We start from the raw sequence: 25,367 nt of genomic DNA on the forward strand, positions 1-25,367 counted from the left end.
GTGCTTAACAAAAAGCACGCGAACTCCTTATTTGTTAAACTGAAGTTAGCAAAAAAACAGATACAATAAGAAGTGCGTGCAATTGAATTCTAACATTCATTTACCAGGGTTTGAAGCCAAACAGCTGGATATTCGGGTGACATAATATATAAGGATGATCGTGCGTTCATCCCAACATTTGACGGTGAACCTTTTATTATTCAGAAAATGATTGACGCCCCAGCAAATATTGTAGAGCCTAAAAAAACTGAATCGTCAAAGCTAGGTAAGAATCAAGCAAACGCTGCCGCAATGCTATTTAATTTTAAAGGTTTACATCTTTATCTTTGTCAATTAAATATTGTATAAGTGGGTTTTTAAATATGAATAACTCCGGATCCAATTTATACAAATCGTCAATTATAATACGGGCTTTATCGATATAACCATTAAATACAAGTAAGTTTACTAAAATCCCATCTAAATATTTTTGGTCAAATAAAGTATTGGTTTTGTTCATATTATTATAAATACCTAAAAAGTTATTCAAAAGATTATTATAGTCATCCTGTATACCGCCTATGTAATAAAAATACTCTAAAAATATAAAATCAGAGTTACTAGGAAATAAGTGTTTCGAAACATTTAACAAGTGCTGAAACTGATCTAATGTAGTATGCATTAAACTTTTATATAATAATAATGTTAATAGATTAGAGGTATATTCTCCAATTCTAATATTTTCTATAGAAAATTTATCGTTGGTATTAACTTTTAGGGATTTTTCTACTATTTCTTCAAAATTTCGATAATCTAGGGTGCTAAAATTATCTCTAAGGTAAAAAAATCTCCACCTCTGATGATCTGGGTATTCTTTAATCGTTTCATTTAAAAGTTTAGTATAATATTTAATTTTTGACTTACTTACTCTATCAAAGGAAGTTATTTCAAAGTCAAGATAAACAAAAGGCAATAAACCATTGTCTATAGCGTAGATTTCATGGACCTTACCAATATACTTTATGTCTGGGTTATTTTTTTTTAGCTTTACTGCTGTATATGTATTGTTTGTCCTGTTTATCTTTAAATTAAATACAATATTTTTTAATTCATTAAAATAATTAAGGAAATCTAATACTTTTTTAAAAATCTCGCTATTTGAATTAAAACTTTCATCAGCATCTAATGTTAAAATCCAGTCACTCGATGCTAAGCTATTTGCATAATTTCTGGCTTCAGAAAAATCATCATTCCATTGTGTGTGAAACACCTTTAATTTAGAATTATTGGCCTTAATACCATTTAATATTTTTAATGTATTATCTGTCGAACCAGTATCTACTATAATGATTTCATCAGCAATTTCTGATATGCTTAAAATACTATGTTCTATGTAATATTCTTCATTTTTAACAATATATACTACTGATAAAGTACTTTTCTTAATAACATCTGGATAACTATTAAATTTCCTAATATAATCCAATTCGTTTATGAACAAAAAGGAATTTTCAGGAACTAAGCTAGAAACGTCAATATATGAAAGCAAATTTTTAATTTGTTTTTTTTTACTACTGTTTAAGTTTATTTTTGTATAAAAATATTTAAAACAATTATCATCTAAAAACATTAAGTAATCCAATTTCTTTAATTTCCTTTCTAAAAATAAAGAGGATGGAACACAAGTATTTTTTCAAACTAAAATACGAACATTAAATAAAGTATCGTTCCAGCCAAAGTTGATTGCATAACTGTTACGACAAGCATTCACACTTTTATCTTTTCTATGCTTCTGTAATGCATCACGGATACGGATATTCTTACCCAGGCTCTTTTTCTATCCCAGGCTCCCCTGTATATCTTTCTTTGCTAGTATTTTTCATTATTCGTCTTTAGAATTGAACCTCTTTGCTTTGTTCCATCCTCTGTATTCGTTATTTACATACTTTATTCATGTATTCAAGCGCACCTTCCGGATTAGTACAACCGAGCTGTCCAATACCTCCAAGAATAGCATCATGCTGAAATGTTATCTGTGCCCATTTACACTGATCTCCCCCTCCTGCTTTTTCTAAGCTTTTCAATTCTTCTTCTGATACTTCTTTAACTAATTTCTCATACATTTGCATACCTCCTAAATATATTTGCATTTCATGATATAATATGTCAGAATTATCGTCAAATATTTACTTAATTTGGTATGTGTCAACTTTTTCTTGATGTAGCTGTAGCATCAACGTTTCTAACTCAGAAATTCTTATGATACTCAAACTTCAATAATGGTTATAAAAGGGGTACTAAAAACTAAAGTTCCTGATACAAGTATAATGCATATCAGTATTATTGGTGTTTACTTATATTAATCCATTTTTTCGTCTCTCACTCACCTCATCAAGAATTTAAAATATTTTGTTATAATTTTCAACCTCTTCAAAATCGGTTGAATATAACTTGTTATAATATGTACTTTCTTCTAACAGTTCTTTATGCGTACCTTTACATAATATATTTCCATTATCTATTACAATTATTTGGTCCGCATCTTTAATAGTTGATAAGCGATGCGCAATTATGATTCTAGTAGTTTGAATATTTGAGAGATAATTGTCAATTTCATATTCGTTAATATTATCTAAGGAATTCGTTGCTTCATCAAATACAATAATTTTGGGCTTATGTGCCAATGCACGTGCAATGGCTATTCTTTGTTTTTGCCCTCCTGATATATTCTCGCCGCCTTCTGAAACAATTGTTTCATAGCCCATAGGCATCTCAGAAATAGTTTGATGTATTTGAGCAATTTTTGCTGCTTCGATTATTTGCTCCAGTGGCAATTCATCATTACTTAAGCGAATATTTTGTAAAATAGTTTGATTGAAAAGAAAAGGGTCCTGAGTTACAATTCCCATCTGTTTACGCGTATAGGGTTTATCTAATCGATTAAAATCAATTCCGTCATACATAATTCTTCCTTTTGTTGGTTTATGGAGACCTATTATAATTTTTGCCAATGTACTTTTTCCGGAACCGGAAAGACCAACAATAGCAATTTTTTGCCCTTTTTTAATATGCAAATTAACATTTTCCAATGTATTCTCAGCGTTTTTCGTATACGAAAAATTAACATTTGATAAAGAAACATCACCTTCTATTTTTTTCTTTTCTTTTATTTCTTTTTCATTGGTTTCAGGAGGGGTGTCAGTGACATCGCTTACCCTTCTTAATAATACTTTTACTTGGTAAAATGATTCCAATGTTAAGATTAAAGAATTAGAAGCAGTTATAAAAAATGATGAGACAGTTTGTAGCGCAATAAGTTCTCCAACTGTAATCTCCCCATCGAATACTTGACCGGATCCAACTAAAATTACAAATAATGGCATAAAAAAAGTGATACTAGTTGTAAAGGCCCCTAAAAAACCGTATAATCTTTCTTTTTTTATAAACGCATCAGCAAATTCTAGGTATAATCTATTCCACTTATTTGAAATTTTATCCTCTGAACCACTAGATTTAATATCACTCATGCCCATTACTACTTCTGTTTGAAAACCATAAAGATTTGTATCTTTTGTGAATTCCTTTCTGTTTGCCTCATACAAAAACTTCCGTAAAAATAAAATAAAACCATATGAGAAACAAACAAAAAGCAATAAAATAATCGTCAAAAAAGGAGATTTATAAAACATATATATTATTACAACTGCTAATAACAATATATCAAGTAATGATCTCATCATTTGATTCGATAAAATTTGTCGTATCGAGCGCAAATTAGCAAACCTATACAATAAATCGCCTGTTTGGCGAAGTTGAAAAAAAATATATGGAAGTTTGAGTAAATGGGCAACAAAATTCCACGAAACCTTATAATCAATATACTTATATAATTTAATAGAAATTTCGTTTCGCACAATAAAAAACAGTATATAGGATATGAATGAAAATATAATACCAATAATAAGTATAGAGGATAAATCAGGATCAACGACATCTGCTAACAAAATATTATCTATAAACTTTTGTGTCAGAATTGGTATAACTAATACAAATAACTGTAAGATAATACTAAAAAATAAAAGTGATAATAACATGAACCTCTTATCACTTAATATATTTAAATAAGGCTTCCATAAACTATTTTCCTTTTGTTTTTTAAAAGTTTCATTAGGTTTTAGTTGTAATACATAATTTGAAAAACATTTATCCAGTTCCTGAAAAGTAATAGTCTTCCTCCCTTCACTAGGATCCAAGATAATAGCTTTTTTTTCCATTAGCTTCTCTAACACGACATAATGATTATGGTTCCAAAATAAAATCGCAGGTAGTTTAATTTGATAAAGCTGAGAAGCCTCCCCTTCAAAAAACTTAGCTGTAAATCCCAATTCCTTTGAAGTGGTTAACAGATCATATAATGTACTTCCATCCCTTCCAACACCTATTAAATTTCTGATTTCGTGGACCTGAACATGTTTACCGTAAAAACCAGAAACCATAGCAATACACGCAATTCCGCATTCAGTTTGACTCATTTGTTCTATAAACGGAACTTTAGAACTCAACATCTTGCACATCCTTTTTTGTCCTTTTTCTGTTAAGTTTAATATAATAATTGTTAGTAAGTTATTTTTAATCATATAGTAATTTTCATTTTATCACGCATGAATATAAGAAAATATGCCTTTTATTACATTCCATCAATAAAGCAACCAATATACTATATCCTATTCAAACGTTATCATTCCTAGAAAGATTTTCTAAGGAAGGATGATTTTATGGACATCGGAAAAGACATCAAGTATATCAGCAATTGATAGCTTGTCATGCTGGAATTTCTTCTTCATTAATATTTGGATCAACTTTTTTCACGCATTAGAATTATGAACTCGACATCTTTTCGCCTTCCGAACGACTATCACAATTATCCGGGAGCCTAGGGCTCAGGAGTGAAGATACAATTGGAATATATGACTGGCTTCAAGGCGTATTCCTAAATAATTCGGTTTATCCGAAACCAACTGTGATAGAGAAGCTTCTTGTCATATGATGGGTTCTCTTGCACCTGGCGACCTGCTTTTACGAGATTTAGGATACTATAGGGCAAGTTTTAAGAAGGTTACCGATAAGCGCGGAACCTTCTTTATCAGCCGGACGCCTACAAATATGAAGCCTGAAGAAGATATTGGAAGAAAGAAGGATACATATCAATATTCCATATAATTGACATTTCAATCGCTCTTGCTTCACTGTTCGAAGCTCATGGATTTCGAATAGAGATTTCCATATTTTAAATAGAATCTTAACCTGCCAGCTGATGGAATAAATCGGATAAAGATCATGGGTATCTAGTAAAAGAGGCTCTTCCACACCTTGTATCTCCCTTACAAACTAATATAGAAGCCGTGTTTGAAATCATAGAGATCATCTACGAAAATGCTTAGACGACACGGTAAAAATGATCACAGGAAGAGTCATAATAGCCCATTTGATGTTTTAGATCTTCCTTATAAATAAGGAGATCCATAAATTGTGTGGAGTAATGAGCCTAGTTACATCAGTTTTAACCAACCATTACCAATCGGTTCATTAGTAAATTAGGTAGTGTTTGAATATTCCGCAATCTAATCGTGCCTTCTTCTCCCCTATTTAGCTTGACGGCTATGGGGCCTGTTCCCATGTCCCTCTCACAAAACCCACTTCCTCAATCCAAACGCGACTCCATCCTGATTATGATGTTTCGTAACATGATCCGCCTGCTTTTTCACGACTTCTTCTGCATTTTCCATCGCTATACTTGTACCTGCTTCGTAGAACATGGAAAGGTCATTTCGATTATCACCTATAGCTACCGTATCTTTCATAGGTACTCCAAAATAATTCGCAATGAATTTCAGGGCATTACCTTTACTCGCTTCCGGATTTCCTATTTCAAGTTTTTGCCTACCTGAAGTGGTGAGGGCTATATCATTTCTTTCCATTAAATGATCTTGCAATTGCGTGAGTCTTTCCACATCAAATGAAAGAACAAAGAGTTTGTACACGTCTAAAGCCGTATAGTCGATTTCCCGATAGTTGGGGACATAGGTGATTCCATGCTGTTGATACTGTTTTTCAACAATACCATTTGCCTTTTCCCATTCAAAATCAGTTATCCTTTCCTTCATACGATTGATTTCCCGGGTTAAAAAATCTCTCCTATCTCCTTCAATAAAAACGCCTTTATTCGTATAAATTTCATAATATAATCCACTCTTTTCAATAACATCGATCATTTCTAATACGACATTTGCCGAAAGATATAGGTTTTGAATAATTTCTCCGGAGTGGGATGCAACTGCTCCATTTCCTGTTATTATTGGACAGTTCAGTCCTGCATTTGTCAAAATTTGTTTCGAATCATGAAGGGAACGACCTGAAGAAATTACAATTATATGTTCCTGTCGCTGTGCTTCATGAATTGCCTTTCTATTTTGATCGTTGATAAAACCTTCATCTGACAATAGGGTTCCATCGAGATCAATTGCGATTAATGTCATTTCCATTCCTCCTTGCGCTAATCGCATAATATCTATTATAAATCATGTCATCCGTCGGTTCCGAATAATTTACATGTACAAGTCTGTTTACATTCGTTAATTGCCAGTATGCCGCCTTTTAGACTCAACACTTTCATTAGAAAGGCTAGAATATCCATGACCAAAAACATAATAAAAACCAGCGCACCCATATACAGTACGCTGGTTTTTATCATGTTTTTGGGTTTATCCCTTCATTCCAACAGCAATCTCTTCCTGCAAATCCTTCACAACCTCACCATTCTTCAGAACCGTTACGATATTATTCGTATCTTCCAAACTAGTAATATCTGCAATCGGATCTTCTTTCGCAATAACAAGATCCGCCACTTTTCCTACTTCAAGGGTTCCGAGTGTGTCTCCCCAGCCCATACATTCTGCAGCTACCTTCGTGGTCGCAACAAGTGATTCCATTGGACTCATGCCGATGTTGCACATTAGATTAAGCTCACGGAGGTTTGTGCCATGTGGCATTACACCAGCATCTGTACCCATCGCAATCTTCACACCTGCTTTGTATGCTTTCGCAACGCTCGCGTTATGAATATCTATAACTTCACGAGATTTTTCAACGGCATATTCCGGCATATCATTGCTAACTTTAGCCGCTTCTAGTACGGACAGCGGAGCAAGTAGTGTTGGCACTAAATACGTACCGTGCTCAAGCATCAGTTCAATCGCTTCATCATCCAGAAATATCCCGTGTTCAATAGAATGTATCCCTGCACGGATGGCGTTTTTTATACCCTCTGCTCCTTGAGCATGTGCCATTACTTTCACGCCACGGCGGAATTTGGCTTCACGTACCATGATTTCCAACTCTTCCTGTGAAAATTGTGTGAATTCCGGGTGATCAGTCGGACTCATTACCCCTCCGGTAGCATGCACTTTAATAATATCAGCACCTGCTCGTAGCATCTCCCTTACTTTTTTATGCACTTCATCGGGTCCATCAGCAATCCCGCTCGGCAACGATGGGTAACTTGGATCCGTAATATCCACTCCAGAGCGCATCCATGAATCACCGTGGCCTCCTGTAATCGTAATTGGATTTACACTTATTTGCATACGTGGTCCAAGTACAAGTCCTTGCGCTATAGCTTCTTTCACACCAACGTCCGTAAATCCGGCGTCTCTAACCGTTGTAATGCCAGCATTCACCGTACGTTTCATATATTCCATCGCCTGATAAAATTTGAACGAAAAAGGAGTTTCAAGTGTTTTTTGCAAGGCAGATTTTTGCATCATCATATGAACATGCGTATCAATGAAAGCCGGAAGAATATAACCTCCTTGCGCATCAATTTCATGTACCTCACTCACTTGTGGTATATCACTCAACTTACCAACAGCTTCAATCTGATCATCCTTCAATAATACCGCAGCGTCTCGTATAGGCTCCCCGCCGTTTCCATCAATAAGTGTTCCATTTTTCACCAATGTATATGTCATCATTCACACACTCCATTCTATTTTTTTAAAAACCTGCAATTCGTTGCTTTAGAGCATAAAACAACGGAAAAATTAAAGTGTTCCAACCAAGATGCTTGCAATGACAATGGATGCAACTGTCACGGTAGTAAAACCTCCAACAAGCATTGGGGTCAACAACTCATCAAAAATTGCCTTTTGCTCTGTTTGATTATCACTGACACTTCTGCTAACTTCATCACAAATAATATAATCACCAGGAAAACCAAACAATGCAGTCAATGCAACAGGCATCCCTTTATTTGGATCCCATTTAAATAATTTGGACATGATAAAGCCTCCAATAAGAATTCCGATAATACCAACCACCATAACTAAAATTACTTGCGGTAAATAATCGGCAAACATCGCTGGCGTGATTGAATTCATGGAGGTCATGACAACAACAATAAGTAAAGCCATTGTTATACCAAACGAATTGGCACGCTCCATTACATTACCAGTATAAAAGCCAAAATATGTGCCGATGAGACCAATAGCAAGTGCCCATAGACTATAATTTACCCCCGTTAACGCATCCAAACTTACCGCAATTGAACCCCCAAGGAGGACTTGGAAAAGTAAGATGACTTGGGTTTGGTATTTTTCAGGAATCAGGCCTTTTCGCCTACCTTTCTTTTCACCGGGCTCTACTTCATTCAATGTTGCAGCTACTTCTTTAAAACTTGTTTGGTTCATTTCCTTCTTAACGGTAGCTCCACGTTTGCGTAAAAAATAAGTGGCAAGTGGCATGCCTATAAAATTTTGCAAAGCCAATATTAGTGCAGGAATGGTAATCAAACTAACAAGCCCCAGCTCCGTAAGTTTTTCAGAAGTAATTACATGTGCAAGGATTCCTCCTGTTAATGGACCTATTCCTGCAATGGAAGACGTATAGCCAATGATAGGAACACATATCGCTATAATAAGTAATGCAGCGACCACTATTCCAGCCAGTGCAATTAATACGGCTTTATACTGTTCTTTCAACTGCTGAAAAGGAATTAAAGTCCCCATGTGCACAATGAGTACTGCAGGAAGCATGGATGCAAATGCCGTAAGATTCGCCTGTTCCGCAATATCTTCCGGGAAAATTCCTGTCCACAGCAACAACAGATAGCCCATCATGACAACAAAGAGCATCGGTATCCTTGCTTTTGAGATGACAGAGAGAAATTCCCCTAATGCGAAGAGTGCAAAAATTAACATCGCAGCGATTAATGGTTCGTTAAACAATGATACCAACCCCTTTAATTTATTTTTAAACTATTTCTTCGGCTCCTACAAAACCTCTTCCTCCAATCATCCAAAAATTTAAATTAAGTTACGTTAATTCGCTAAAGAATTAAATTATTTCTATATTAAGATTAAAAAAACAAAATGTCAATAACAAAATTCGACAAAATTCAGATGATTACAGATGCCTGCATTATGGTATGGTTACTTTCCGGCTATTTCAGTAAATAAAGATTAAATTATTTTTATCCAACATTTCGATACCAATATAGTAGAAAGTATTGACATTATGCATTCAATTAAATATACTTTCAAATTAATAGATACAAATGTTAAAAAATTAGGAAACAAACGTTATTAAACAACAAGAAGGGATGATAATCACGGTGAGAAGGGTATTTTTTCAAGTAATTTTATTAGCAGGACTACTTATTATTTTAGGAGCATGTGCTAGTGAGCCAGATTCAGAGAATGCTTCAGGAGAACCTGATGAAAATAACGAAGGTGGATCACTTGTCGTTGCAGTTGGCTCCGATGCACAGCAATTGGATCCACACCTTGGTACGGATATTCCCTCTGCCAATATCCATAACAATAAAATCTATGAAACGCTTCTTGTCCAAGACGAAACAATGGAATTGCATCCTGGACTAGCTACAGAGTGGGAACAAGTAGATGATAAAACATGGGAATTCACGCTAAGGGAAGATGTGAAGTTTCATGACGGAGAGGATTTCAATGCAGAAGCCGTGAAGGCAAATCTGGAACGGGTAACTGATGAAGAAGTTGCTTCACCGCGGGCTGATCTTTTCAACATGATTAGCGATATAGAAATTGTTGATGATTATACCATTCGACTTATAACAGATTATCCATTTTCTCCCCTGCCAGCGAACCTAGCTCATTATGCTGGAGCTATCATCAGTCCAAAAGCGATAGAAGAAGACAAAAATGGAGAACATTCATTACAGGAAAATCCGGTTGGTACTGGGCCCTTTGAATTTGGATCCTGGGAGCCAGGAGCTGAAATAAACATCGTAAAAAATGAAGATTATTGGGGCGATCCGGCAAAAGTGGATGATGTAACTTTCACAGTGATTCCTGAAGGACAGACTCGAATCGCTATGGTTGAAACCGGTGATGCACATATTGCCGAACCAATTAACACGAGTGATGTTCCTCGAGTTGAGGGTTCAGAAGATATGGATTTACATGAAAATGAAGGATTAGGCGTCGACTATATTGGCGTAAATATGGATAAAGAACCATTCGATGACAAACTTGTGCGACAAGCAATAAACTATGCATTGGATACAGAAGCCATCATCGACCACGTCTATAATGGGGTTGGCGTTTATGCGGAAGGTCCCATCGGCCCCTCCGTTATTGGCCATTCGCCTGAATTAGAAGGATACGAATATGATCCTGAGAAAGCAAAGGAACTTCTAGAGGAAGCAGGCTACCCGGATGGTTTCGAAACGACCATTTGGACGAATGATGATCAAGCTAGAATAGATGTCGCTGAAGTTGCACAAGCACAATTGGCTGAGGTTGGAATTGATGTCTCCGTTGACGTAATGGAGTGGGGTGCTTATTTAGAACAAACATCCAGCGGGAATCATGACATGTTTGTCCTCGGTTGGTCAAATATGACAGGTGATGGCGATTATAACCAATATTATATGTTTCATTCGGATTCTATGGGGCCACAAGGGAATCGTGTTTTCTACGATAACCCGGAAGTAGACGAATTGATCGATCAGGCAAGACAAGAGAATGATCCTGATGTACGTAACGAAATCTATAGCGAGTTACAACAAATCGAGAAAGAAGATGCACCTTACACGTATCTTAGACATTCACAAGACATCGCAGCAGTTCAAAAAGGTGTAGAAGGATTTTGGATACATCCTTCCGGTCTCCTGATGTTAAATGATGTTACGATTGACTAAGATGAAAATGTTCTAGAACAAACTAAATGAAATGGAATGGACGAGGTTGGGACAAAACAAACGTGTTCAATTAAAAAGACGAACATTACCAAACTTAGCGTAGGAAATATGCAGAGAGCGAAGTATATTTTTAGAAGCGATGTATGTTCAGAATTTATTTGTTACAAACACTTTTGTCCCAGCCCCGTTTTTCATATTAATACAATAAATTAACCTATAAACGAACAATCAAATCTATCAACTATATGCAGGTATTTACGATAGCTATTATTATGATATGAATTTTTTATTACTGTTCACCCATTCACCTTCTTCGCTCCTCTCCAATACATCTCCCGCAAGCGGAATTTTTGCAGCTTACCTGTAGCTGTTTTTGGTAAAGCATCCACGAACTCCACTGCTTTTGGCGCTTTAAAGTGCGCCATTTCTTTCCGACAATATGCAATAATCTCCTTTTCTGTAACCATTGCATCAGGATGCAATACGATAATCGCTTTAGGCACCTCTCCCCATTTTTCATCAGGAATAGCAATAACGGCTGTCTCCATCACATCCGGGTGTTTGTATAATACACCTTCCACTTCCGTAGAAGAAACGTTTTCCCCTCCGGAAATGATCAAATCTTTGGCACGATCCCGAATCTCAATATAACCATTCGGATGAGTTACCGCCAAATCACCGGTATGGAACCATCCATCCTTGATAGATTCTGCTGTCTTTTCCGGATCCTTGTAATAACCTTCCATTACAACGTTGCCGCGAGTAATAATTTCTCCCAATTCCTCTCCGTTCCATGCAACCTCTTTTCCATCTTGGTGGACAACCTTCGTTTCCCCATTAAAAGCGAGTTCTATCCCCTGTCTTGCTTTAATCGTTGCCTGTTCATCCACAGTTTTCTCGTCAAATTCCTTTTTCCACTCATTGTAAAGAATGAATGGTGACGTTTCCGTTAGACCGTAAGCGTGAATCATATTTAAGCCAAGTATTTCCTGTGCTTTTTGAATAAGCGCTGCCGCTGGTGGTGCGCCCGCTGTCGCCATTCGTGGGTTTGTCCTAATATTTGACTCCTTTGCTTTTGAATCATTTACAAGCATGTTAATAACCGTTGGAGCTCCGCATAAAAGGCTAATATTTTCATTTTCAAACAAGTCAAGAATATACGGCGGGTCTACTTTACGCAAACAAACATGGGTTCCACCAGTTGCTGTAATCGCCCATACACCTCCCCAACCATTTGCATGAAACATTGGTAAGGTGTGTAAGTAAACATCATCATGACTCACACCGAGATGATACATAAAATTAGCCGCATTAAGATAATTACTACGATGGGTTAGCATGACACCTTTTGGCTTCGATGTTGTCCCACTTGTGTAATTTAGCGTCAGGAGCTGATTTTCATCGATTTCAACCTCAGGGAGTGTCGCATTCTGGGGAGTCGTTTGTAAAAATGCTTCATAATCCAATCCCTTCAAGGCTGCTTTTTGACCTTCAACAGCTACAATAATGATTTCATCTAAATTAAGGTCATTTTCTATTTCCTTAATTGGCCCACTAAATTCTTCGTCAACGATTAACATTTTTGCATCACTGTGATTGATAATATATTCCATATCCGCAGCTGCTATTCGATAATTCAACGGAACCATAACAGCACCAAGTTGACTGATTCCGTAAAAACTTTCCAGCATATAATGTGTGTTTGGCAGCATTACCGCAACATGATCACCCTCACGGATGCCTGATGCGTACAGCGCAATCGAAAGTTTGTCTATACGCTCCCCAAATTCTTTATACGTAAACTTCTTCTCTCCATCGATAACTGCCGTCTTTTGCGGATAATATTTCACGGCTCTACGTTTCCAATCGAGTGGGGTTAAGTTAGCAAAAATAGAAACCAGCTCCTTTATAATTTTTAATATTTTGATATCTTTAAATAAAATGGCAGCGTTTACATTATATAGTAAAGTAAATAACTGATTCCTGCAAGTGGAAACGAAGTAATTATCTATAAAAAAATTAGGAGACATCTCGCTGTTTTTTTGATTATGGAGAAGGGGGATTCAAATCGTACCTTTTCTTCCATTCTTAGACCGTTTTCATTGAGTATCCTTGTCTCACCCACTATAATAAAATAAATAGATTTTCTACGTAAGGAGGCCAATCATGCCAAGTGGAACGCACACGACCGAATTAAACGCCCCAATCGAACGTATCTGGGAATTTGTTCGTGATATGAACAAATGGGCTCCATTAGTTCCTGGGTATATAGAGCATAAAATTTTAAATGATAAACAATCGACATGGAAATTCAGAGCGGATCTTGGTGTCGTGCATAGAAAAGTAAGCTTGAAAATAGATATTACAAAATGGCAAAAACCAACAATAGTTACCTTTGATCTCACCGGATTAAACGAGAAGTTTTCCGGTAACGGGTATTTTGAAGCAGAATCATTAAACGCAACCAAAACAAAAATGACCGGCAATCTTGATATCACCGCAAAAGGCATAAAAGGAACAGTGATAAATCCTGCCTTAACCTCGTACGTCCCAAAAATCACAGAAGAACTAACAGAGGCCGTTGCAGGTAAAATTGTCGAACGTGAAGCGATTGCGGAGTGGGAATAATTTCAGGTACATATGGTTGAATTTATGCTGCTTCGCTAATATGGCGTTATAAAAATAAAGGGGGAATGAAAATGACACAATTTAAGATCCAACGAAAAAAAAAGAATCTTTCACTAACAGCGCAGCAATTAATCATTTATAAACAAAGCAAGGTGCTCGAGGCAAAAGACGAGATGGGGAATTATTTCTATCTGCTTTTTTATAAAAATGATTTCCTAACAGGGATTCAAACAGATCATATTGACCTTAACACACATATCTATCGTGCTTTTACGGAAGGGCTTCATTTCAAAGGAGCGCACCCATTAACTAAACAGCTGATTCGCCAGTATAAGAACTTCTACTTACTCCCTATTGAAAAAGTCTATAAAAAAATCCAAGAAGCCTATTCCCTAACAGAAGCTGCACTAATTAATACGTATTTTGATTTCTTCACATCCACCGACTCCATTCATAAAGTATTTAAAGATACCTTTAATCACTATCAGCGAAAAGGCCAATCACTTGCCGCTTATCAATTGTTAAACATTTATCTAAACTACGATCATAACAATACCTTTGCACATGATATGATCAATGGGGCACAATTTAAACCCCACGAAAAAATGTATAAGAATTTAGAAGAATTGTCAGAAAAAGACCCTATTCAGCTGGAGTCTCTATGTTTTGATAATTTGTACAGCACAAAACACATCATGATGCTTCTTCCATTATATAAAGAGCAAAATCGCTGGACAGATGAACTTGCGGTAAGAATCGCCACAATCCAAGCCCATTTCACATCGGAAAACCTCGCAGCAATCCAAACAATAATCGAGCCGCTACCTACCGAGGAGCAGTTAACGTTATTACAGGAACTAAACCAAACCAACCACCATCCTGTATTGCAGGAAGCATTAATAACCAAACTGCTCGCATTCGGCAAGCCAAATGCCACGCTTGAATTCATGATGACAACGAAGATTCAGCCAAAGGAAGAACAATTAACAGAAATGATAACTCACATCGAACAAGCCGACCACGCAGTTCTAGCTTCATACTTTGCAGGCGGCAATCATCGATTACTGGAGCTTAGTAACCATCCACAAACATTAGAAAGACTGATTATCCCATTCGTCTCCTCCTTTCTGCACGACCACAATCTAAGCGAATTTCCTGGTTGGTTTCAACCATTTCGTGACATGAACTTCCACCTCCCAATAGAACAGAAACTGTTAAAAATGCAAACATTCGTTGACGACCCTGATCGACAATTCGATTTAGGCGAATTATATATGTACTTTCATCAATTGGAAAAAGCACTCGACTGTTTTAAATGGGAAGTAGAGCTGGATCCTCAGGCACACAGCTCCATAAAATATGTTGCAAAAATATATCAAGAACTGGGCTACCCGGATGAGGCTGCAGCTTATCAGCAATTGTTGCAAATGCAAAAATAGAATCTAGCGTTCGTTTTCTATAACCCCATTAGATTTCATGTTGGCTTTGGTGGTTGCGACGTTTTCCAAACCACCAGCCGATTAATGGTGGTACGAAAGCAACAATTACTAGAATTCGAGTCAATTGCAATGCACTAACAACAGCCGGGTCTCCTCCGACGTTATAGGCCGTTAATACCATTTCGAATAAGCCGCCTGGTGCAATACTTAATATTGCTGTGGCATAATTCAGTGTTGTAAAATGAGCTAGTAACATCCCGAGCCCAAAAGCAATAATTATGAGAACCAGCGATAATCCAAAATAGACGAGACAATATTTCCCCCCTTTTTTCAAATCTCGGAACAAAATATTTTTCCCAAGACTGGCACCTATCATTACCTGACCAGCATTCATCAAGGAAGTAGGAACCTGAGCTAATTCGATGGGACTGACATTCATCACCGCCGTAACGCCAAGTGCACCGATAATAATTCCAGCAGGGAGCTTATTTCGTGCAAACAATGCTATTAGCACAGGGAAAATAAACCATAAATAATTCCAATCTCCAAAAGTCACGCTTGCTACCGCTTCACCTGCAGCACTTTGCGCCTCTTCAGAAAAGAGATACGTCATTGATGTTGGAATCGTAAAAAGCACAGTCATTAGCCGGATCGTCTGGAAAATAACAACGAAAGCGGATTTTGCATGCAGTGCTTCGCTAGCAATCGTCATCTCCGTTAATCCACCAGGAATACTTGCGAAGATACTTGTAATTTTGTCCACAGCAATCCATTTCGTCACGACAGCACCCAGCATAATACTTGCCAGAATAAGAATACAGGTCAATAGAATATAAGGGAGAAAATAAGGCCAGATCGTCTTAAACGTGTCTGTCGTAAAATATAAGCCAAAGTAGATTCCGATAATAATTAATCCAGCATTTTTAAGAGAACCTGGTAAAGAGGCTTCTCTTTTGGTAAATCCTTGCCAGAGCATGACAAATGTGAGCGCCCCTAACAACCATGGAAGGGGAAGACTCAAAACATGAAAAAGGAAACCGCCCAGTGAAGCTATGATAATTGTTTCGATGAAACGTTGGATTTGTGAATAGGCCATGAGGATACTCCTTTATCTATACTGTAATCATACAGGAAATGAGCGTTTTTTGAAATAACATCAAAATCGGTTAGAAAACCTGACATACTCTTTTCCCTTCGAAGTACGCCTTAGTTACACTAATGCCAATAGGAAAATTTTCGACTTTTCTATTAGTCACAAAAGGATATTTCATTTAAAATATAATGTAATGAATTAACATCTCCAAACGAATGGGTGTGAACATATGGGTCAAAATATTGGAATAGATGCGGGTGGTTCACTTATAAAACTAGCGTATGAAGAGCGAGGCCAAATACATGTGAAAACATATGCGATGGAAGAAATGGATCAGCTCCTTGATTGGTTACAGTTCCTTTCACCAGATGCAATCCTTTGCCTGACCGGCGGGAAAAGTGGTTACTTGCAAAGCACGGTACAGCATAGGAGTCGTCATATAGATGAATTTGAAGCAACCACGGAAGGGACACGTTTTCTACTAAAGCAAGAAAAAAAGAGATTTGAAGAAGATTTTATTTTAGTCAGTATTGGGACAGGAACATCCATTTACCACGTGACTGCAAATGCTCATAAACGGCTACTCGGAAGCGGAATTGGCGGAGGAACACTGATGGGACTTGGCCATCTCATTACAGGAAAAAATGATTTTCATGAGCTGGTTCGCTTGGCTCAAAAGGGGAGTTATACAAGCAGTGATTTATTGATCAAGGACATCTATGCACCAAATGATCCACCACTTTTAGGTGATTTAACTGCAGCGAATTTTGGAAAAGCGCATCTTAATAAAGATGCCACGAAAGCCGACCACATGGCCGGGCTGATCCAATTGATCGGCGAAACTCTTATTTTGCTTTCTACCCAGGCTGCTACGACAGAACAAGTTAAAAAGATCGTTTTTACAGGTAGTACGTTAAGCGGCAATGAGCCACTCGAAAAGGTATTAAATGGATTTCAGGATATGTTGTCCTATGAGCCTATTTTTCTGGAAAAAGGTGCTTACGCTGGAGCAATTGGGGCATTGATGGTGGAGTAATATCAAGTATGATTTTTGTCACCTAACGTGTATTTTCCCCGGCTCTAGATAATCCCCTTCTAATTCAAGCCGCTGTTTTTCATCATATGAAAACATGGGATGATACAATATAAAAATGAACTGTTGCGAAAGGAATGAATTACAAATGCTGCAATCCAATTAACCTGTGATGAATTATTTCTGTATTCATTTGCAACAGATTGGGTCGATGTCTGTAAAGGTTGGGAAGACGTCCAGTTTAATAAAACCGTTGCATTCGATCAGGATACACATTAACCATTTTCAATCAAAGAAACCTAATCGTTAGTAGTGATTAGGGCTCTTTGATTGTCGATAGTTAATGGGCGTGCACAATGACACCTTATATTATATTTTTAGATTACAATAACAAGATGCACACAAAAAGCCATCCCCATCAAAAGTGGGTGGTGACTTTATGACTACTGGTTGTGCGTTTGATATAATCAGGCATCCTTTTTAGAAAACCTAGACTCCCCGTTTATTTCCCCATAAATAGGTATGAAGTTGCGGAAGAACACGCACATCTTTTAACTCGTTACTTTCCATTACCTGGTCAATTAATTGTTCGTATTTAGTTAGTAAATGATGTAGTAAATTTCCGTTATGCTGGTTGTCAATTTCATCATTTCCAACCTGAAGAAATAGCGTGACATCCGGGTAGCGCTGATGTAGGGACGTTGCATAATGCAAATCAGCTTGATCAAAAATAACAATCTTTAAGCTAAAATCTCCTACTTGCTTCTGTTTTAATGATTCGATAATAAAATCAAGTATGTCAAAATTTGTTTTCATTCCAGAACTTGGCGGTTTCGGTGATAGAGTTAGGTCATCTATTTTCACAAACCAATCCTGCCATTTACTCCCTTGAGTTTCCAAAGCTACTTTTATCTGATGATCATGCAATAGATCCACTAATCCATCCACCTGTTTCAGTAGTCCGGGATTTCCGCCAGATAGTGTTACATGACCAAAATGATCGCCCCCCTTTTCCATTAAAGCATCCATGATTTCTTTCGGTTCCATCATTTGAATTGCATTTTTTTCCGATCCATCCCATGTAAATTTCGAGTCACACCAAGAGCAACCGTAATCACAACCGGCTGTTCGCACAAACATAGTCTTTCTTCCAATGACCATTCCTTCTCCTTGAATGGTCGGACCAAATATTTCCATTACAGGTAGCTTCATGATTCCCCTACCTCCTTAGGCCGATAAATGCAATAACTCGTAGGCGTTTCCCTTAAATAGACTTGCAGACAAACCGGCTGATTTGGCAATGTATGTAAATAATCCTGAATAATCTCGTAAATCGTACGGGCAACAACTTCAGTCGTAGGGAAAAATACTGCCTCATCATCGGAAAAAGCAGCATCGTTATTTAATGTTTCATGGTCAAATCGTTTATGAATGATATCTTTGATAGTTTTAAAATTGACGAGAAAACCAGTATCATCCAAATCATCGCCGGTGATCGTAATATTGGCAAAATAAGTATGCCCATGTGTCACCTTGCATTTTCCAGCATCTTCATGCGGAATGTAGTGAGCTGCTGCAAAATGAAAATCCTTATTCAACTCATAAGCATAGTGATGTGGTGGTACGGGGTAAATTTGCTGCATCATTCGGCTGTCACCTCGGCTTTCCTACTTTCATAGTTTGCTAGTCCGCGATTGCGCAACTTACAAGCTGGACACTCCCCGCATCCGCTGCCTTTCACCCCGTTATAGCAGGTAAGTGTGTGATTTTTCACAAATTCAAAGGCTTCCAATTGATCACTAAGCTCCCATACTTGAGACTTATCTAACCACATCAATGGCGTATGGATCACAAATTTGTCGTCCATTGACAGATTCAAGGTCACATTCAGTGATTTCATAAAATCATCACGACAATCCGGATAACCGCTAAAGTCCGCCTCACTCACGCCTGTAATCAGATGTTTGGCCCCAATTTGCTTGGCCAATACACCAGCAAATGAAAGGAATAATAAATTCCTGCCAGGAACAAATGTTGATGGCACCCCTTCCCCTTCAGTGATTTCAATATTCTCTCTCGTTAACGCATTTGGTGCTAATTGGTTTAGCAAAGACATATCCAGCTCATGCTGTTTTACACCTAACGTTTCACAGATTTCTCTGGCACAATCCAATTCATTGTGATGACGCTGCCCATATTGGAAGGTAACCGCCTCCACATGATCGAATTTTTCCAATGCCCAAAATAAACAAGTAGTACTATCCTGTCCACCACTAAATACCACAACTGCCTTTTTATTATCCATGTAAATTCTCCTCTCTTTAAAAGAAGAGCTCGCTGCATTATCCACTTAAAAAACAACACAAAGAAGCATGTGTTGTTTACCTCCTTAGTATTTTTATAGAGGGATGGAATTACGAACCTCTCCTGCATCATTTGCAGTTTACTTTTTAGATTTGTAATTCAATTTTAACATACTTCCATTTTCTTTTACCATATAAGAAAGAAATCTATCTCAAAAAACGAAAATCTAATTATTTGTAAGCCTCCTGCATCTTGTTCCTATCCTTTTTACCATATGTCGATACAAACAGGTAATAAAGGTTAAAACCTTACACATATACCAAGAACTTCAATGGTCGTTGCACTTAAAGCCATGACAATGCCCATTCAATCAACCGTAGACCCAACTATATTACAATTATATGTCATTATATTGCCCGGGAAATAATTATCAAATCTTGTCATATCTTCCATTCGTTTTGAAATCCTTTTACTACGTCTAAAGGTTTCTTCTGCAAGTATTTTTAGCTCGCGTAACATGTTTTCATAACAAATTCCGAGTTCCTTGTACACTTATCGGACGACGTTATGAAATGTAATAATCCTCCTGTATATACAAAATATGTCCATTCGTTATTTTTTTCGCTATTTTATACGCTTCCTGATTTGTTTTTGCTAGTGTGTTTGTCTTTTTCACTAATCCCTCTTTCAATTGGTAGGCGATAACATACTCCTTTTCCATTTTACAACCTCCCTTGCTTAAGAATAACTGTATCAATAACCATGCCAAGTATATGTGGTAGTCAATATAATGACCAGCTTTTATAACTTTTACATTTCCTATCTTTTTATACTACTTTAATTATGTACTAAAATGAAATCATTGATATTCAGCAAAGCGCATTCTCCACCTCTTTATGCTAACCAAACCTTTTCCTGTATGGTACAATTATCTAACCTACTCACATAAAAAGATTCATCATAAGGGAGGCTGAAATTATGGAGGATGACAGATTATGGTATCGGCTTGATCATGCAGGAAAATTGTATACGTCGATTATTTCTTCAAGAGCAACCACATTATTCAGGGTTTCTGTAACGCTCACCTCCCAAATTGATTCTAAGCTACTGCAAGCAGCCCTTGAGACAACATTGGAGCGATTTCCTTTTTATAAGGTACAATTAAAACAAGGATTTTTTTGGTATTATTTTGAAGGAACGAATCAAACACCAAAGGCGGAGGAAGAAATATATTATCCGTGTATGAGTTTGTCGATTAAAAGACGTGGGTCATTTCCGTTTAGGGTGCTATATTTTAATAAAAGAATCGCCATGGAAATATCACACAGTATTACTGATGGTACCGGTGCAATGAAATTCCTGCGTGAACTCGTCACAAACTACCTTCACCTGAAGGAATCCGTCCCTCTAAAAATTGAAAAAATAAGCCAGAGGCAATTACAATTGGAAACGGAAAATGCATTTCGTAAATATTATGAAAAGAACACCCCTGCCCTAAAATCTCGCAATGGGAAGTCATTTAAACTTCCCATCTATCTTGATAAAAAAGGCCATTATCACATCACAACAGGAATTATAAAGGTGGACAAGCTAAAAGGAAAGGCAAAAGAATACGGTGTTTCTATTACGATATTGTTGACTGCGATTTATATGGAATGTTTGTTAACAATTCAGGAAAGAACCAAACGTCGGAAACTTCCTATCGTCATGAATGTTCCTGTAAATATGCGTTCCTTTTTTACCAGCGAGACCATGCGCAACTTCTTTGTGAGCATCACACCTTCCATTGACGCGAGACTAGGTACGTATGATCTTGAAGAAATCATGGAAGAAATAAAGATTGAGTTTAGCCGGTTACTTACAAAGAAAAAGTTAAAACAGTATATCAAACGAAGCGTCATCAGTGAGAAATCAATAGCATTACGATTAATGCCATCCCCAGTGAAGGATATTGTTGCTCCATCTATTTATTCCTTTTTTGGCGAAGGCCAGTACACCAGCGGTTTATCCAACTTAGGCGTCATCGAAATGCCCAGTGAAATAGAAAACTTTATTGAACGCTTTGAATGCTATCCCCCGCCAAGTATCGGGAATAAAGTGAAGGCAATGATGATTAGTTACAAACAGCATATGTACATTTCTTTTGGAAACCTATCAAAAGATCGAATGCTGGAACGCGAATTTTTTCGTCGGATTCGTGAATTAGGGATTGACGTCAGCATAGAAACAAACGATGAGGAGGATTAATATGGCCTATTGTCCAAAGTGTGGCATCAAAGTTGAAAAAGACAACCGGCCTTGCCCATTATGCGGCTTTCATATCCCCAAAGTAACGGAAACTGAAAAGTGCGCATCACGTAAATTTCCAAAAGCCGCCAATCCATATCCCGATCATCTAAGAAGAGTGCTAAATCGTATTTTTATTTTCGTATCCTTATTAGTGTTCGTTGCTATTAGCCTTATGTTCTATGTAAACTATGAATTAGACGAAGCTTTTACATGGTCGAGATACAGTAATCTAAGTGTACTCTGTGGGTGGGCTCTTTTATATTTTGCTTTCGGCTATGTACAGAGTTATTATAAGGTTATTATCGGGGTAGCCATTATTTCTCTAATACTGCTATTGGGACTGGATAGCTTCCACGGAGGTCTTGAATGGTTTATGCCGTTAGCATTTCCGATCGTTGTTGGTTCCTCTGTGATCGGTTTGGCTTACTGGAGCTTAATCAGAGCTCTATCTGTTAAAGGGTTTAACGTCATTGGCTTTTTCTTTATTGCTGTGGTGATCTTATCCATGTGGATCAATTTCTTCATCAGTAACCATCAAAATGAAACCAACCTAACTAGTTGGTTGATTGCCACCGCACTACAGGTTCTGCCACTCACCCTCATCATGCTATACGTTAAATATGGAATCCCTGAGCATATAAAACAGAAAATCGCCAGGAAATTTCATTTGTAGGGATGTGGGGACAGGCCCCCCATTACCCGGACTGAAAGGAGATCCAATCATGAGCGACCATAAACAGGATAATTACGACCAAATGCATGACTTACTGAAATATATTGATGAAGGTCTACAGAAGGCAAAAATACCCGAACAATCAAAGAGGAAAATAACGGAAGAACTTGAAGAGTTAAAGAAGTTTATCCTGGATGCGCGCCCGGCACGAATTGCTATTGTCGGCAGAAGAGGTGCCGGTAAATCGAGCTTGATTAATGCGATATTTGGTGAAAAGCGTGCGGAAGTCGGCGATGTCAAAGCGCGAACTGGAGCTGGAAAGTGGCATGCCTACAAATCCGATTCCGGCACACTTGAAATCCTGGATACACGTGGATTAGGAGAGACAGATCAACCTGAAGAGGCATTTAACGAAAGGATTGCAATAGATGAAGTACAGGAATCGATTAAAGAAAAATGTCCAGATGCTATCCTTTTCTTGAGCAAAGCAAAAGAGGTAAGTTCACGAATCGACGAAGACATCTCGCAGCTGCAACAATTAAAAGAAACTGTCAAATCTTATCATGACTACGATATTCCCGTTATTGGAGTTGTGACACAAGTAGATGAACTTAGTCCAAAGTCGGTGGACACGCCTCCATTTGATCACGAGGCAAAACAGGAAAATATCGCAGAGGCAGAAGCAATTCTAGCTACAAAACTAAATGAGCTATCAGCCGCATCCGTGAAAATTATACCAGTTTCTGCCTATTTCGAAATCGAGAACCATGTCATTTCCTACGATCTCAGATGGAACATTGACACATTGGTTGATTATCTAATTGAACAATTACCCAATGACGCACAAATGATTTTAGCCAAACTGGCAAAAGTGAAATCCGTTCAAAAAAAGTTAGCACGGAGGATCGGGAAGAATATTTCCGGAATAACCGGTCTGATCGGCGCTAACCCAATACCTCTTGCTGATTTACCCATCATTACCGGTATGCAAATGGCAATGATTAGTTCAATTGCATTGATCGGCGGTAGGAGAGTAAATAAAAAAGACCTACGCGAATTTCTCAGTGCCTTAGGATTAAATGTAGCCGCTGGATTTGCTTTTCGGCAAGTCGCACGTCAACTCGTTCGCATATTCCCCGGTGCAGGTAACGTCATTTCAGGATTTATCGCATCCTCAGGAACATACGCCTTATGCGAGGCATCCATTGCCTACTTTATCGAGGAAAAATCATTAGGTAACGTCAGAGCCATCTATAAAGATAAGTACGAGGAAAAGCGAACGGAAGGTTAAAAGGGGAATATACTGATTTTGCCCCTTTTAATCCTTCCCATTTTCTCCGGGTTATTGCAGGTCTTTCAATTTAAATTCTGGCCTAATCTCACCTATTTTCTCCTGTCTTGCATTCAGCACTGGGGCATGATAGTAGCTGTCTAATTGATCCCATAGCGATGAATCCCCAATCTTCAATTGTTTTAGAACTTCCATGGAAGCGACACTGGCTCCTCTCCCATTTCCATCATCAATTTTTACGGCAACTCCGATTCCGGTTTCTTTATCACCAAAGCAGTGAACCCCTTCTGCACCGCCTTTTGCTACAATTCTTCCACCATATGTTTTCATGAAATCCGTATCAAATCGATTCGTTCCTGCTACCATTTCTGGATGTGCACCCATCGCATCCCGTATTCTCTCAAGCGAATTTCTTCGCTCTGGCGTAGCTGTTTTCCAATTAGAGGAATAAGCCAGACGACTGAAAGCCAAAGCTATATTCTGAAGCGGGACACGGTGTACAGGAACTCCGCAGCCATCGACGGCAGTCACTATTTTTTCTCTATCAAAATTACTAACGGCTGCAATAACATCTATAATTTGTTGCTGATAAGGATGTGCTAATTCACGGTATGTATCCACATCCATCTTTTGGTTAACACAGCCTGCCAGCATCCCAGTATGTTTCCCTGAACAATTACTATAGTACGGGCTTAATGCTCCACCATCTTTGATAAGTTGATTATAGCTATCAATGTCTGTAGGAATATGAGTGCCACATTGAAGATGACCTTCTTCAAGATTAATTTTTTGTAAAACCTGTGCAACTGTATTTCGATGCACTGGTTCTCCACTATGACTCGCACAGAACAATGCTAATTCTTGTTCGGTTAAGTGGTATGTATCCATTGCCCCTGATTCCACTATTGGCAAAGCTTGAAATGGCTTCATGGAGGAACGTGCAAATGTTAATCGGTCCGGTTCCCCGTAATAAGCTAGTAAATCCCCCTTGCCAGAAACTACGGCAATATGAACATCATGGGCGCTCTCTACATAATTCCCTCTATATACTTGGATTGGCTTCATGGTAGTCTCCATCATTATCAGTCCTTTCTAACCGGATACCACACAACACATATCATTACTAGTCTATCATATTTTACAGGATAGAAATATTCCTTGAGATGAAAGAAGTACAATCCTCCATCCATGCAATCTTTTATTTTATCCGTTATAATAGTACATATATTGTACGAAAGATGAAATTATTTTCCAATGAAAAATGCAAATCTTGTAAAGCTCACCTTATTCGCATCACCATGGGTTCGTGGTTGTAAACTAGGACACCCTGATTTAGCAAATGTCTTAGGCGATTTACATCCACCACCCAAATCCAAATGCATGAGGCTGGGACAAAAGTGTTTGT

20 protein-coding genes, 1 pseudogene and 1 riboswitch are annotated in these 25,367 nt (G+C 37.7%); of the genes and pseudogenes, 7 read left to right on the top strand and 14 right to left on the bottom strand.

The annotated features are described in order from the left end of the window. Nucleotides 1-304: 304 nt before the first annotated feature. The 7 genes and pseudogenes from KFZ56_RS14915 to KFZ56_RS14945 form a co-directional block, all read right to left on the bottom strand. Nucleotides 305-1,621, bottom strand: a complete 1,317-nt coding sequence (locus tag KFZ56_RS14915) for a glycosyltransferase family 2 protein (RefSeq protein WP_222642751.1) — start codon at nt 1,619-1,621, stop codon at nt 305-307. A 292-nt stretch (nt 1,622-1,913) separates the two neighbouring features. Continuing rightward, on the bottom strand, nt 1,914-2,102 hold the full coding sequence (locus KFZ56_RS14920) for a hypothetical protein (protein ID WP_222642753.1): 189 nt from the start codon (nt 2,100-2,102) through the stop codon (nt 1,914-1,916). A gap of 276 nt (nt 2,103-2,378) precedes the next feature. Further along, on the bottom strand, nt 2,379-4,541 hold the full coding sequence (locus tag KFZ56_RS14925) for a peptidase domain-containing ABC transporter (RefSeq protein ID WP_222642754.1): 2,163 nt from the start codon (nt 4,539-4,541) through the stop codon (nt 2,379-2,381). 607 nt (nt 4,542-5,148) lie between these two features. Then, a pseudogene (locus tag KFZ56_RS19635) lies at nt 5,149-5,328 on the bottom strand (transposase); the annotation flags it as partial. Nucleotides 5,329-5,663: 335 nt separating this feature from the next. Beyond that, the gene (locus tag KFZ56_RS14935; protein ID WP_222642757.1) at nt 5,664-6,515 is read right to left on the bottom strand and encodes a Cof-type HAD-IIB family hydrolase; all 852 of its coding nucleotides are present in this window, start codon (nt 6,513-6,515) and stop codon (nt 5,664-5,666) included. Nucleotides 6,516-6,740: 225 nt separating this feature from the next. Further along, entirely contained in the window at nt 6,741-8,006 is a 1,266-nt protein-coding gene (locus tag KFZ56_RS14940) for a metal-dependent hydrolase family protein (protein ID WP_222644012.1), read from the bottom strand. Between the two features lie 72 nt (nt 8,007-8,078). Further along, nucleotides 8,079-9,260 carry a hypothetical protein gene (locus KFZ56_RS14945; RefSeq protein WP_222642759.1) on the bottom strand — a complete coding sequence of 394 codons (1,182 nt, stop codon included), beginning with the start codon at nt 9,258-9,260 and terminating at the stop codon, nt 8,079-8,081. Nucleotides 9,261-9,646: 386 nt separating this feature from the next. On the opposite strand from KFZ56_RS14945, the gene KFZ56_RS14950 reads away from it, so the two are divergent. Then, the gene (locus KFZ56_RS14950; protein WP_309228309.1) at nt 9,647-11,212 is read left to right on the top strand and encodes a glutathione ABC transporter substrate-binding protein; all 1,566 of its coding nucleotides are present in this window, start codon (nt 9,647-9,649) and stop codon (nt 11,210-11,212) included. Between the two features lie 296 nt (nt 11,213-11,508). On the opposite strand, the gene KFZ56_RS14955 is transcribed toward KFZ56_RS14950, so the two are convergent. Next, entirely contained in the window at nt 11,509-13,104 is a 1,596-nt protein-coding gene (locus tag KFZ56_RS14955; protein WP_222644013.1) for a long-chain-fatty-acid--CoA ligase, read from the bottom strand. 274 nt (nt 13,105-13,378) lie between these two features. On the opposite strand from KFZ56_RS14955, the gene KFZ56_RS14960 reads away from it, so the two are divergent. Next, nucleotides 13,379-13,840, top strand: coding sequence for an SRPBCC family protein (locus tag KFZ56_RS14960; protein WP_222642761.1), 462 nt, complete (start codon nt 13,379-13,381; stop codon nt 13,838-13,840). A gap of 71 nt (nt 13,841-13,911) precedes the next feature. Beyond that, nucleotides 13,912-15,279: a tetratricopeptide repeat protein gene (locus tag KFZ56_RS14965; protein WP_222642762.1), complete on the top strand. Its 1,368-nt coding sequence runs from the start codon at nt 13,912-13,914 to the stop codon at nt 15,277-15,279. 28 nt (nt 15,280-15,307) lie between these two features. Here KFZ56_RS14965 and KFZ56_RS14970 read toward each other — a convergent pair whose 3' ends face one another. Next, nucleotides 15,308-16,375 (bottom strand): AbrB family protein, encoded by a 1,068-nt coding sequence (locus KFZ56_RS14970; protein ID WP_222642763.1) that lies wholly within the window; start codon nt 16,373-16,375, stop codon nt 15,308-15,310. 226 nt (nt 16,376-16,601) lie between these two features. Between KFZ56_RS14970 and coaW the strand changes: the two genes are divergently transcribed. Beyond that, complete coding sequence (coaW, locus tag KFZ56_RS14975; RefSeq protein WP_222642764.1) at nt 16,602-17,408, top strand: type II pantothenate kinase; 807 nt, start codon at nt 16,602-16,604, stop codon at nt 17,406-17,408. Nucleotides 17,409-17,894: 486 nt separating this feature from the next. On the opposite strand, the gene queE is transcribed toward coaW, so the two are convergent. The 4 genes from queE to KFZ56_RS14995 form a co-directional block, all read right to left on the bottom strand. Then, nucleotides 17,895-18,617 carry a 7-carboxy-7-deazaguanine synthase QueE gene (gene queE, locus KFZ56_RS14980; protein WP_222642765.1) on the bottom strand — a complete coding sequence of 241 codons (723 nt, stop codon included), beginning with the start codon at nt 18,615-18,617 and terminating at the stop codon, nt 17,895-17,897. Continuing rightward, entirely contained in the window at nt 18,614-19,051 is a 438-nt protein-coding gene (locus tag KFZ56_RS14985; protein WP_222642766.1) for a 6-pyruvoyl trahydropterin synthase family protein, read from the bottom strand. The genes queE and KFZ56_RS14985 overlap by 4 nt, the downstream gene beginning before the upstream one ends. Next, on the bottom strand, nt 19,048-19,710 hold the full coding sequence (queC, locus tag KFZ56_RS14990) for a 7-cyano-7-deazaguanine synthase QueC (protein ID WP_222642768.1): 663 nt from the start codon (nt 19,708-19,710) through the stop codon (nt 19,048-19,050). Before queC ends, KFZ56_RS14985 begins: the two co-directional genes overlap by 4 nt. Nucleotides 19,711-19,788: 78 nt before the next feature. Further along, a riboswitch (PreQ1 riboswitch) is annotated at nt 19,789-19,836 on the bottom strand. A gap of 438 nt (nt 19,837-20,274) precedes the next feature. Further along, complete coding sequence (locus KFZ56_RS14995) at nt 20,275-20,430, bottom strand: hypothetical protein (protein ID WP_222642771.1); 156 nt, start codon at nt 20,428-20,430, stop codon at nt 20,275-20,277. Nucleotides 20,431-20,687: 257 nt separating this feature from the next. Here KFZ56_RS14995 and KFZ56_RS15000 point away from each other — a divergent pair, with 257 nt between their 5' ends. The 3 genes from KFZ56_RS15000 to KFZ56_RS15010 are packed head-to-tail and all read left to right on the top strand — an operon-like array spanning nt 20,688 to nt 23,962. Next, nucleotides 20,688-21,956: an alcohol acetyltransferase gene (locus KFZ56_RS15000; RefSeq protein ID WP_222642772.1), complete on the top strand. Its 1,269-nt coding sequence runs from the start codon at nt 20,688-20,690 to the stop codon at nt 21,954-21,956. A gap of 1 nt (nt 21,957) precedes the next feature. Continuing rightward, the gene (locus tag KFZ56_RS15005; RefSeq protein WP_222642773.1) at nt 21,958-22,671 is read left to right on the top strand and encodes a DUF6320 domain-containing protein; all 714 of its coding nucleotides are present in this window, start codon (nt 21,958-21,960) and stop codon (nt 22,669-22,671) included. A gap of 49 nt (nt 22,672-22,720) precedes the next feature. Next, nucleotides 22,721-23,962, top strand: coding sequence for a GTPase family protein (locus KFZ56_RS15010; RefSeq protein ID WP_222642774.1), 1,242 nt, complete (start codon nt 22,721-22,723; stop codon nt 23,960-23,962). A 51-nt stretch (nt 23,963-24,013) separates the two neighbouring features. On the opposite strand, the gene KFZ56_RS15015 is transcribed toward KFZ56_RS15010, so the two are convergent. After that, complete coding sequence (locus KFZ56_RS15015; RefSeq protein WP_222642775.1) at nt 24,014-25,027, bottom strand: asparaginase; 1,014 nt, start codon at nt 25,025-25,027, stop codon at nt 24,014-24,016. Nucleotides 25,028-25,367: the final 340 nt, after the last annotated feature.

The organism is Virgibacillus sp. NKC19-3 (assembly GCF_019837165.1).
GTDB classification, from domain to species: Bacteria; Bacillota; Bacilli; order Bacillales; family Amphibacillaceae; genus Virgibacillus_L; species Virgibacillus_L saliphilus.